3 protein-coding genes and 1 pseudogene are annotated in these 12,839 nt (G+C 45.9%); 1 reads left to right on the top strand and 3 read right to left on the bottom strand.

Features of this window, described 5'->3' with window-relative positions; genetic code table 11:
- Positions 1-15 precede the first annotated feature (15 nt).
- From B3N33_RS11855 to drmD, 3 genes are all read right to left on the bottom strand, one after another.
- Complete coding sequence (locus tag B3N33_RS11855; protein ID WP_292593464.1) at positions 16-5,157, bottom strand: DEAD/DEAH box helicase; 5,142 nt, start codon at positions 5,155-5,157, stop codon at positions 16-18.
- Between the two features lie 198 nt (positions 5,158-5,355).
- Positions 5,356-7,752 (bottom strand): Eco57I restriction-modification methylase domain-containing protein, encoded by a 2,397-nt coding sequence (locus B3N33_RS13115; RefSeq protein ID WP_422655914.1) that lies wholly within the window; start codon positions 7,750-7,752, stop codon positions 5,356-5,358.
- Between the two features lie 1,463 nt (positions 7,753-9,215).
- Complete coding sequence (gene drmD / locus B3N33_RS11845; RefSeq protein WP_292593462.1) at positions 9,216-12,242, bottom strand: DISARM system SNF2-like helicase DrmD; 3,027 nt, start codon at positions 12,240-12,242, stop codon at positions 9,216-9,218.
- Positions 12,243-12,617: 375 nt separating this feature from the next.
- Here drmD and B3N33_RS11840 point away from each other — a divergent pair.
- Positions 12,618-12,761: pseudogene (locus B3N33_RS11840) on the top strand (formylglycine-generating enzyme family protein); the annotation flags it as partial.
- Positions 12,762-12,839: the final 78 nt, after the last annotated feature.

Raw genomic sequence — 12,839 nt, 5'->3', positions numbered from 1 at the left:
CTTGACGGAACACTACTAGTCAAATATCTTGGATATTGACTTAAGATATAGTTCCATTATCTCGTCATCATCCAGGTCTTTGGCTCCGATCCGAATGACTTCGTAGCCGCTGGCTTTGAGTATTAGTTCTTGCCTTCTGTCAAGGTCTATTTTCCCTTGCCCTTTGCCCTTATGATAAGTGTAGCCATCGATGTAGATAAGGAGCTTTTTATCAGGATATGCAAAATCAGCGATGGTCGTCATATTTGAGATGGTTACCTGGTATTGAAGATGAGGATCTGGAAGCCCGAACTCCCTAACAATGTTAAGGAACTTCGCCTCGGCCGGCGACTCTAGGTTCCCATCAGAAGTCTTCTCTCGCCTGGTGCCTGGTATTTTCACCACTGTAGTAGCCCCTGCAGTTTGTATGAAGTCAAGTACTTCGATTGCTTTCTTCCTTTTGAGAACTGAATGGAAGGGTTGATTCCAGAAGCTCAGCAGGCACCTGTAACAGGCAGCCTTGCAATCGCAGGAATCGAGAAGTGTCCTTGCGGTCTTCATTACACTTTCTCTGTACTGGAACAACACCTCAATGTATCCCGAGCCACCCGGTACTGTTTCGAAGAAAGTGACGTGGTAGTTCTCTTCAAGCCCGTTTATGAAGCTATCAATTTCACTGGTGCTGATATCCAGGTCAATAGATGCCCCCACCTTCATCGCTTCCATATAGTTGGCTGCCTCTTCGAAGCTCTTGAAAGGGCCCACAACCATTACATCAGACACGAATTCTGCGTGAATGCCTCTCCTATACTCGTTGAGTCTTTCTCCTTGAATATGTTTGTTATGGACGGCTTCCAAGTGTCTTTTGAAGTGATCTTTCCCATTAGGAGTATTCTCTTCTATCACCCCACATTCGGGACAAATATAGAAACCATAGCCATAGTTAGGTGTATCGCGTTTCGAACCAACGTTTATGAGGACAACTACGTCTTTTCTCCTGAAAGAAGTAATCATTCCATCAGACTTGGCAGTAAATCCTCCCAGGTGATTTCCCTTAACGATTCCTCTTATGTCGTAGCCCATAATGACTCTACGATTCTCACTATCCCCGGGCCTGCCTTCGAGAGTCAACTTGGGGTCCGTGAGGTGTATTGAATCAAGCTTCAACTGAGCTGGGTTATCGAAAGAAGGTTCATCGGGTTTTTCAGGCATTATGGAGTCTTCGACTATGATGAATCTCTGCCTAAAGCCCGCCTTTGTGTCAGCGTTGTAGAAGTTGTACCGTGTCGGTCGGTACTTTTTCCCTACTGCGTAAAGCCTGGAAAGCGGTGCAAATTCCCTTAGAGCGATATTGTAATTTCTGTCGATTTCAACGAAACCTTCGTTGTCCAGGCAGCGGGCAGTAACGTGGCCTTTTGCAAGTGAATAACCGGGAAAAAACCCATACTTGATCAGCACGGAGATCGTATAGAAATCACTGACTGAGTTCTCACCGCCTTGTGGATGCATAAAGGCATTCAAGTGCTTTGTAATTGAACTGAGTTCTCTCGAAGTAGAGCCACGTCTAAACAACTCGGCCCTTTCGTTTATCAGGAAAATGAGGTCGTCGCGTATGTGAATAAATATCTTATCAAGCTGTTCCGGAGAACCGTTAATTAGAAAGTCTTCCAGTTCTCCCTCCACCGACTCCCTTAATGTCTTCAAAGCTTCAGATGGCCAGTACTTGAAGAAACGCTCTAACTCTTCTCTGAGAAGCTCGTAATGTCTGTATATCAGTTCTTCCAGGGGTTTAGAGAAACCAAATAGGTTCTTAAGCGTTTCAGCTGCATTATCCGCAAACAGGTCTATCCCGTTGAAGAAGGCGTTTATGTAATTAGGAAGATAGGCCTGCATTAATGCTTTGTCTTCTATATTCGTAACGGTGTGAAGTTTCGTCGTGATTGCCGAGTGACAGTGTTTAGCAATTAGCGGAATATTCACCATAGAGAAGGCTGGGACCTTTATCTTTCCTGTAATCATCTCTTCCGGTCTTGAAAAGAAGTACAGATCGTGGGAGCTTCGCCCGCAGTATGCAGTAACAACGGCTATCCTGTGTCGCCTTCCGGCCCTTCCAGCTCGCTGATCGTAATTTGCTGGTGTGGGAGGAGCATTTCTCAAGAGAACCATATCCAGTTTCCCTATGTCCACTCCCAGTTCAAGTGTAGGAGTCGCCACAATGCAGTTTACCGTTCCATTCTCATCTTTGAATTCCTTCTCGATTCTCTCCCTTTCGGGTCTGCGAACCTGGCCGGAATGTTCAAAGGCCTTTAGACTTCTGATCTCTCTGTTTGATAAGTGTCTCTTGACGTTGTAATCATCCGTATCGACTGATACATCAGTTAATTGACCATCACAGTTGTGCCTGGGGCAAACCAAGCCGGGCGTCTTTCTGAAGGTTCTCGTACCACACTTTTTGCACTCGTAAAGATGAGGGAGATTATCGTCTTCTGTCTTAGGTGCCTTACGGAAGTGAACCGCTTCACTGTTTATGGCGAAATGTGAGTTCTCGCGTTCGACTAGGACCCTTTCATCCACCAAAAAGCGCCACAGCTCCTGGAGGAAATCATCTGCGAGATCCTTCTTTTCCGGAAATGCCTTCTTTATAAACCTCTGATAATATGAAGTCCCACTGTTTGAAATCCACCATTTGAGATTGCTCTTGCTATTGTAGGTAGGGGCATTCAGGATGTAAACTTCGGGGCCAAACCACTTACTGAGGTTTATATAACCGCTAGCAACTCGGGGATCCCGGTTTGTTATTCCGAGAAGCTTATGGCTTACACCTGTGTTCACTCTCATATGGTCTAGAAGATTTTCAATTATTGCCAGTATCTCTTCTACAGGGGCTCCGAATTCTTCTGCCCAGTGATTCACGAATTCCTTGCTGCTAACTACATTCCCGTAAGTAAGTTTAACAAGCCCTAGGTTCTCAAGACTTCCGCGTCTATAGCGGGGCATAAAGAAATCTTCTAGAAGAAAGCATTCTACTGAATCTTTGAAGTAATTAGGCCTCATTGCATTTTCAACTTCAAAGTCTCTGTACTCACCCTTTTCACGAATGCGTTCAGCTATTTCTCCAGCCAGTTCATCGCTTGTGTATGCTCGGTCCTCTTCTAGAACAGCGTAGAGATAGTCTCTGAGCCTAAACCGTTTCGACCTCTGGTTTATGAAGGCTGCCTGGAAGGCGGCCTCCTGCCGGTTGTCCGTGAATACGAGAAGCTTTGCCGCATCTTTGGAAACAGAATTTAGCATATTCTGAGCGAGAATGAGAATGTCTAAAGCTTCATTTGACACAGAGGGCATTAGGTTCGAGGATCTATCCTCCTCATCATCTTTCCCGAGCGAAACACCACAGGAGAGGCATCTGAGCCGTGCTGCAATTGGAACCTTCTTCATTTGAATAAGTTTGTCTGAACCACAAAGAGTATTCATACATTTCTGCACAGGTGCTTCGTGGACGGTCCCGCATTTCTCACAGACCCATACATTTTGACTGGGGTAGGCCTGTTCGTCCCCGGTAATCACATCTGTAAGGAGAACCATCCGGCTTTCTTCAGGCTCATCCCCCATACCAACGGGTGTGTAGAAAGTGACTCCTTCAGCCTGGTTAGCAGATGCCGAGGGAATGACAAAGTAATGCTGGCCACATCTAGCACAACCGTAAAGGCTGAAATAGTAGTGATCCTGAAGCTCATCTATATCGTTCAGTATTATCTGTCTCTGGCCATCTACAAATGCAACCTTCAGGTTTTGAATGCCCCTTACGAAGAAGTGGATCTTCGGGCGGAGTAAAGGTTCGTTGTCTTCTTTTACTATGAGCCCGGCAAGTAGATAGGAGTATATCTCCGCCGCGAGAGAATCATTGCCAGCATCTTTCCTCCCAGCTAACTCTCTGATTCTCTCAACAGCCTTTTCCAGAAGCGTGGGCTTGCTGAAAAGCTCCTGCAATTCGCTTATGATAACGTTCTTCTTCAATATCGTGTAAGCGTTGTCTTTGTTTATGGTCTTGTAAGTCAACTGTGTCAGCAGTTTGTAGAATTCCGGCCCCGGTTCTCCATCTTCAGGAATCTGAGAAACCTCATATACCATCTCCTTTAGAATCTCTCCCGGATCCCTTGAAAACAGCGGAACGTATTCATCCGGTTCTCTTTCGAGCTCTATGTAAGACTCGGTTACAAGCCTAATATCGTCTTGTTCAACACCAAAGAGTCTTGAACCGAAGCGTTTTACTACCGTTTCAGGTTCTTCGTCACGAGAGGCAACCGTCGCAGAGGTGCCAATGAAGGTGATGTTTTCCGGATGCGGAACAACGAGCTTCAGTCTTCTCAGGAGACAGGCCACTTCCGAGCCAAGTTCTCCGACATAACTATGCACTTCGTCCATAACGATGAACTGCAAATCGGAGTCTCTGAAAATATCTAGATCCTTGTTTCGAAGAAGCAAATGCTCAAGCTGAGAGTAGTTTGTGAGCATTATCTGGGGAGAGTTTTCACGGATCTCTTCTCGACAGAGCCGCTCTTCCCAGGGCGCCAGTGTACCCTTTATGACCTCTTCGAGCTGCTCTTCCGTAAACCTCACCATATTTGCGGGTCTCCGGATATTCGAAGGAAGGGTTTCAGGAGTATCTCCGGTGTATCTTGCAAACGTCACGCCGGTTCCTGCAAGCATCATTCTGAGTCGTCTTAGCTGATCATTAACCAGGGCGTTCATAGGGTAAATAAGGAGCGCCAGCAGTTTCTTCTCCTGTTGTTTCTTCGCACGATCGATTATTGGCAGGAGGAAGGACTCGGTCTTTCCGGAGCCGGTACCTGTTGAGACTATGGTGTGATGTTTGTTTACAATGCTCTCGGCCGCTTCTTCCTGATGCTTATGTAAATTTTCGTATGTGAAAACTGTATTCAATACCGGATCAAGGTTGAGCGCTTCCGTGAACTCTTTTATGCTTTTGCCTTTTACGAAAGGGCGATTTAGGTAGATGTATGGTCCATTAACCAGGCGAGATCCTCTTAGAAGATCATAGGCTATTAAGTCCTTGAGTTGATTCTCGAGACCTTCATCTGCGATATTCAGTGTGCTTATAAGAAAATCTGTAAAGCTCTCGAAGGTCTCTTTACTGAAGACGACAGGGTTAATGGACATAGGATCACCTCAATATTATTCTGTATTCTTGATCAGATTCCTTAATGAAACAAGAACCTAATCAATATAGATTTCCTCCCTGAAAGAGTTTAGGTCTGTATTCTTCAAAGTACTTCAGGGCAAGGTCTCTGGATAAGTAAGTCCCATACTCTTTTTCCTGTTCTCTTTTCTCTATTGGGAATGTTGTGAAGATATACTTCAGGTCCTCANNTCTATCTCGTAGCCCATATCCTTCACAAACGGTTCCATATCATAGGAGTAGTTCACACACTTCACAAGCCGTCGGATAACGGAATCTTCAAGGCAAGCGTCTCCGGAATCTAGCCCGGGCAGCTGCTTGAACTTTGAGGGACTTGGAACAGGTAGTTGGAAAAAAATGAAAAAGTTCATATTCGCGCCTTGAATCTTTGTTCTTGTAGCATAATCACAAGTATGGGAACTGAGAAGGGCAGTAATGGGAAGGGTATTTCTTGAGAATATTAATGGTGCGCTATCTGCGTAACCAATATTGGGGATTATGGAAGGAATAAGAGTTCGTATATTAACTGCTCTTGCGATTTTTCTAAATACTAAAGCCCACTTCTTTTTCCAATCTTTCGCATCATAAAAAGCCTCACAATCGCTCTCTTTCACAAAGTACCTGGTTCTTGGGAAAAACCAAGGATCAGATTTCTCTTCTAGGTTACAAGGAGTACCTCTTATATCACCTTCAGCGTGGTTATATCTGCTATCCAGTATATAGAAGGTCTTACCTTCACAAAGGGGGACGTATCTTTCACCGTCTTTCTCGTAGTAGATCCAGTTCTTCTTATAACCTCTCCCTATAAGCTGCTGCTCTCGAACGAACTTGTCGGAGTCGTTTGACATATGGAATTGAGTGGAGACTTCTATATCGTAAGGGTTATCCGTCCTACCGTCTTCGTACTCCCTCAGAATAATCTTGCTGTTTCTATATATCTTGAGTACTAGATCCATATCTCTCTGAGAATCGAATATTGGAGCGGTACCAGTGTTGGGATTAACCAATAGCAGGTCTGGAGCAGAAAGCATCCAGAATTTCTTCGAGTATAATTGATCAGGTTTTGTAAGCCCAAATAGCATTCTTGACTTATGGGCTTTCCCGAATGCAATAACGCAGAATCTCACCAGACTTCCAACTTTCTTGAAAATACCTCTATTAACAAAATCAGCTAATGAGGAAAGTAATTCATTCTCGACAACATACTTGAAGAAGACACTGTTTCCCTTGTCTGTCGCAATTCCTGTTGGAACTATCACGCCCGATCTTCCCTCTTCTTTGCGCATCTTCAAGAAGAGTTCTGCAAAGAGCTGGTAAGTGTTTAGTTCGCCTTTGCCTGTCAAACTGTATAGAGTTCTATTAGACACGTAATTGCCTGTGGACGAGTATTTCTCCAGTTCCTTCATATACGATCTGAACAGCTCTGGGTTACTTGTCTCTAATCCTGCTATAAGTGCCCGTCTTTCATTCGTCTTCTTGCTGGAATAAACTTCAAGGTCCTTTCCTGCGAAATACTCTCTTTCCTTAAGCTTAAGCACTTCCCAAGGCGGGTTACCAATGACCGCGTCGAAACCCCCTGCCTCGAAGACATTCGGAAATTCAAGTTTCCAGTGGAAGAAACGTTGTTCTTCACTTATCCTTTCTGTCCAGTTAATGTGTTCGGAGACTTCCATAAGGACCGATCTGTTATCCTGGTTTTTGTCTATTCCCTGGTAGAGATCCTGAAGCTCTCCGGTTGTCAACGGAAGGACTCCGTCAATTTCATTTGCGAACCATTGAGCTACCCACACATTAGTCTTAAGCTTCTCTATTTCGTAATCTCTGTTCCTAAGGAACTGCTCTTTGTAAACCTGTTCCTTGGCAAAATAATCTTCCGTTTCTCTACCGGCGACATCTATCTGGTGTGAGACTTTTGCGAGCTCACTCGTTATTCTCGCAAACTCATTGTCCGGAGAGCCTGTAAGAGAGAACATACTACTCTGATGCTTCGCCTGGCTTTCCTTCTTAGAAGGTTTGTATTTTGCGTTTGTCTTTTTCAGTTCATTCAGTCTAGTTTTCCATTCTTTACTGGCGTTCCCCGAAGCCTTGTACACCTCCGGGTGAATAACGCTTGTATCCTCCCAGCCGTGAAAGACCCCCACAAGGGAGTTGCCACACTTCAGCTTATGATCGAGGAATGTAAATGGCTTATCTTTGGAGAAGGTATTAAGCCAGAGAGACATCTTCGCGAGCTCTACGGCCGTTGGGTTTATGTCCACCCCGTATATACAGTGTTCAACAACGTTCCTTCGTGCGAGGATCTCTCTGTCTGAATCTGGAATCTCAGTATGTTTACCCTCTATTTCCCAGGCCTTCAAGAGCTTCTCCGCGACAAAATTCGTTGCCTGTACGAGAAAGGCTCCCGAACCCATAGCAGGATCGACTATCTTCATTGAAAGAATTTCAGAAGAACTCTTCACACTGTCTTTCTCTTCATCCATACACAGCGGTCCAAGCGTCTCCTTAACCAGATACGTGGTCAGCTGCTTTGGAGTGTAGTAACTCCCGCTAGACTTTCTGGCACCGGAGGATGACATATAATAGGAACCTTCCGGTATGAGCCTTTCATCTTCCGGGGCTAGTATCACACCATATTTGGCTACCCTTGCCTGTATCGAATCATCTGTAGGATCGTTGAATGAATCCGGAATGTTGCTTATCTTTGAATCGACCTCTTTCAGCAGCGCCTTTATCTCTTTTGGTGTACGTTTTTCCAGTTCACTAAGAGGAAGTACGAATTTCTCCTTTGCCGTGACTACAAGAGGTTCGCTTGCCCGGGAAACGGTGTAACCCAGGAGTCCTTCATATACGTATCCTATCTGTTCGACGTCTATCGCAGCATAACTTAGCCTGAGGCCTTTCATATACAGGAGATCGTGGAGAATATCCCTTACGCCTCTGTTGTTAAGTTTAATTCTCTTGAGCAGAGGCAGAATCTCGTTGGGCGAGAATAGGTCACCACCGTGAGCAGTTATCTTCAGCTCCTGGTGATCTGAGCCGTAATAGATCAGGTTGAATAACGCAAGCATCCTGTACCAGGCATCATATCTGTAGGAAGCAACAGAGTTGAAGTCCGTCTCTCCAAGGAAACTCCTCTCAGTCTCGAGTGAATTGGCTAGATGGATTAGGCCATAGTTGTCATCGTACTCGGGGAATCCGTGAGGAAGCAGAGAATTCTCCTCGGCGTACAGTATGAAGACTAACCTCATAACGACCTTTATCACTGCTTCGTATATCTTGTCCGGCTCGACGTCTATTGCACTCTGGTTTGTATAATCGAGAATCCTGTTAATGACCAGATAGACCTGATCGGCCAGAGCGTCAGTAACTTCAGCTTGCTTCTCGTGGCTTTCCTTGACTATGTTGTAAAGACCTTTCTTCTTGCTTGGAAGGAGGGTCCCTGCGTTCAGGAGATTTCTGAAGGCCTCGAAGGTTGATTCTTCTTCAAGCCAGTCACTTTGCTTCCAGGATATGTATGCTGCCGAAAGGCCTTCCTCAACGAAAAACAGTCTGAACTCATAGCCGTTAGTGAGAAGCCCCAGAGGGCAGCCTGAAAGTCTAAGCAACGTCTCGAATTTTATATGTTCACTCGCCCGCCAGGTTCCGCTGCCAACTGGCTTTCTCTTGTCAAGCTCATTGTATTTGTCCAGTGTCTTTATTATGAAGACCGGTGTTTTTCTATCGTCAGATAGGAGAACAAAGTCGGAAGTGAGTTGCTCATCGTGATCACTTTCCTTGACTGAGAAAGCCGAGACATCTCTTCCGAATTTCCAGTTGTTTGGATCGTGAGCGAGAATATCGAAAAGAAGGCCCTTAACCAGATCATTAACAGAGAAGCTTTCGCTGTTGAAGCGGTCAATAAACCTTCGGAGTCTGAAGAGTTCGTCCCTGGTGATTCCCTCTGTCTTCTCGAAGTGATCGCGATAAATGACTTCAGAGACCAGCAGGCCCGACATCTTCAGAACGCCAAACCAGTCGAATTTGGTCTTCATTGTTGTGCTCATCTGATCATCTCCTCGGGAATGAGGAAGCAGAGGGCGACTACATTGACCAGGGGATCGCCTTTGAGTGTGTATTTCTCTTCTATCTTCTTTGGAATCCCCTCAAGCTGGGATTTAAGATATTCCTGTCTGTTCTTCAGAAGACGGATGTCTTCGGAATACTGCATCTGATCTTCGAACATCGTTCCTTCGTATCTACTTAGCTTGATTATCGTCTTGTCTATCTCTTTCGCTCGTTCCTTTATCATTTCGAGAAGTGTCGCCTTCTCGGTTGAGGTCACTTCTTTCAATTCTCTGTTGAGTCTGTCTTTCCAGTAGCGTTTGAACTTCTCGACAGTATCCTGTATTGCTTTCTCATTCATCTTCATCACCTTTTTCAGGTCGGGGACGAGCGAGGAAGCCCTCTGGTTAAATACTGCAAGAGAATCGAGATGATGGAGGCTTGAAGTATCCGAAACCGGGAGGAACTCCCCCTGCTCGAACCTTCCGCCAATGACATCCACTTCTTCAACAAGTGGTTGTGAGAGCTTGTTTATCGCAAGAGCCCTAACATACAGAAGCACGTGAGGAACATCCATCTTCCCTGAAGGAACTACCTTGCAGGTTACCTTGTTCAGTTTTTGGTTTGTGCCTTCAATCCCCCTTGACCATATGTTTGCTCGGAAGTACGTTATGGCCTTCTTCACAAGTGGATGGTTGGGATGAAGGTGCTGGGCCTTGGCTCCAGTTGGCGGTACGAAGGATAAGAGTCTTGTCCTGCCGTCCTGGAGGATGTATTTTTGAAGCTCTTTCCAGCCGTCAGGCAGTCTCTCTATCTTGTACAGATTTCCTTCTACAGGCTTAACACCTGAGGGAACACCGTTCAATTTGATAGCGCTATCTAGCAGCTCTCTCACTGTGTCCGGGGTAAGATTGAGTTTCTCTCTCGATTCGGCTATCTTCTGGCCGAGGTTCGCGGCCTCACTCCTGACGTTCAACAGGTCTCTTGTCAAATCATCTCTCATCGCGTCCAGTAGTTTTTCGTCCATCTTCTCAATCCCGAGCATCTGCTTCTGAATCTTATCCGCGATCACAGGGTTCATCGTGGTCAAATCTTCGCGGATCTGTTCCACCTTTCTCACTATAGTTTTCAGGAACTGGCTATCTGAATCGTTTTTGTATACGGGGTGATATATGGTGACGTTGCGAGACTGACCGTGTCTGTCTATTCGGCCGTTTCTCTGTTCGAGTCTTATTGGATTCCAGGGGATCTCCATATGGAACATATATCTGCAGTGTTGCTGAAGGTTTATTCCTTCAGAGGCGGCATCGGTTGCGACGAGTATTCTCGCGGGTGATTCGTCTGGATCGGTTTCGAACATCGCCTTTATGGCCTCTCTTTTTTCCATTTCCATACCGCCATAGAGCTGGAGGATTCTCCCCTCTTCAACACCGTGATCGATCAGCTGGTCTGTGATGTACTCCATTGTGTCTTTGAATTCGGAGAATATGACGACTCTTTCGCGGTTCCAACGGCCGTTCTCTTTGAGGTTGTTGTCTATCCATCTGATAAGCTCTTTCACTTTACTGTCTGGCTTGTTTCTGAGGCGGGAGGCGACGCTTATAAGTTCACTCAGGTAGTTCTTACCGTTGTCAGTTGCCGTAGCGCTTATTAACTCCTGTTCGGTCTGCTCTCTGACGACGTCATTATCCCAGTCTTCGTCAAGCCTATCCATAATCAGCTGGAGGTACTTCGGAGAGTCTTTCGCATCGTTTAAGTGTTCCGTGTGAACTACAATTGAATTGTAGAAGGCTCTTGGTGAAGAGAGAAGTCTCTTCTTCAGGATCGTCATAGCGAACTCGAGAGGCCTGTTTTTCTCGCCGTTTCCTCCACCACTAACCCTTTGGTGAATGTATTGATTGAGTAAGCTCAACGACTTCTTCTCGTCCTCTGAAGGATCTATGTCTAAGGGAACGATCTCTCTGCCTGCAAACATTGCACGACCGAGAGAGTCTTTAACGCCTGTTGGGCCCCTCTTCAATCTTCGTACCATTATTCGATCTAACCTTCTTTTGAAGCTGGCTTTATTGAGCGCTGGATCTTCCCCTCTGTTGAAGCTTAGAGGATCCAGCATATCTAAAAAGGCGACAAAGGATTCCTTTCGTCCATTGTGGGGTGTAGCGGTAAGGAAGATCTTATGCTCGAAGTGTCTTCCTATCTCATTGAGCATCTTCGTCCTGTCTGAATCTCGATAGTACTTCTTCGTTGGTTGGGGCATAGCGTTGTGGGCTTCATCTACTACCAGGAGATCCCAGGAGCGGATATACTTACCCGAATTAACCTCGCAAGAGCGGAGAAATTCTGTCTTCCTGCCCTCCATCTTGATAAAGTCCATTGAGGCGATTATCCTGGGGTAGGCTAACCAGGGGTTGACGTTTATCCCGTACTCCCTCTTGAATTTCGTTATCTGGTTGCTATCTACTATTTTGAAGTCAAGTCCGAATTTATTTTCCATTTCCCACTGCCACTGGAGCTGTAAAGATGCCGGGCAAACAAGAAGAATTCGGCGAGCTTTGCCTCTCAGAATGAGTTCCTGGATGATCATACCTGCTTCAATTGTCTTACCCAGGCCAACATCGTCTGCTATGAGAAGGCTTATCCTTGGCATAGACAGAGCCTTGATCACTGGCTCTAGCTGAAATGTCTGCTGCTGTATGGCACCGTAAAACGGAGCCCGAATAACACCCCCGCTGAGTATGCTCTTGTTTGTCCATCTCAGGGCATTGACGAAGCTGTCGAATACAGTGGGAGTGTCGAGTGAATTGCCAATGTCGGGGAGTATGTTTTCGGGCAGAACCTGGAAGTCAACTTCTCTTTCAAATACGACGGATGTCTTGCTTCCCTGATCCGAATCTTCTAAGCTCTCTAATGTCACCAGCGTTGCGGGGTTAGATACTACATCGTCAGAGAACGAAACATCACTGATCAGCCAGATTCTGTCCCTAACTCTGGCAAGTCTTCCAGCTTCTGGGATATTAGCGCCCATACTACACCTACCCTGCATATTCTCGCTATTTCTTCTCTGTAACTGAAGTTTATCATTGTTGGGTATTAATTCCGAAACCTAACAGATTAGCCGTTTATTGTATCCGAAATCACCCAAATACTTATGGCCGGCCCGGGAGAAGCTTTTCTGCGCCAGGCTCGATGATTGATAAGAGAACACTACTTCGGAAATCAACCACAATCGCCAACAACCTTCAGTGACAAGAATTCACGGAACAGAGTTTGACTTTGTATAGAATGTAACAACTGCTATATTAATTGTATGAGTGCATTGCACTTCTTTCTGTATATTGCCTGAGTCTTCACGTGCTTACTTAAAGTGCGAGGCCTCGCCTAGGACCAGACGAATCCGTATAACAACAGAGGCTCCTCTCGGGTGTTTCGTGGCGGTGGCTGGTACTTCGTTGCGGCGTACGCACGGTTAGCGTATCGCGTCAGCGACTCGCCCACTTGCACGAGCAGCGACCTCGGGTTCCGTATTTGCAGGACGGTGCCCTGATTTACACTTTAGCATTTTTACATTTTTACCCTTTTCTGCGGCTTCGAGCGCCGGGCACGGAGTAGCCCGCAAGCGCGA

Source organism: Mesotoga sp. UBA5825 (genome assembly GCF_002432955.1).
Classification (GTDB): Bacteria; Thermotogota; Thermotogae; order Petrotogales; family Kosmotogaceae; genus Mesotoga.
Note: the sequence above shows the minus strand (reverse complement) of the source record. Positions and strands in the feature narration are given on the sequence as shown.

What these genes read in the sequence shown, in the direction of transcription:
- B3N33_RS11855 (WP_292593464.1), bottom strand. Translation starts at nt 5,157, where the DNA reads ATGTCCATTAACCCTGTCGTCTTCAGTAAAGAGACCTTCGAGAGCTTT.
- drmD (WP_292593462.1), bottom strand. Translation starts at nt 12,242, where the DNA reads ATGGGCGCTAATATCCCAGAAGCTGGAAGACTTGCCAGAGTTAGGGAC.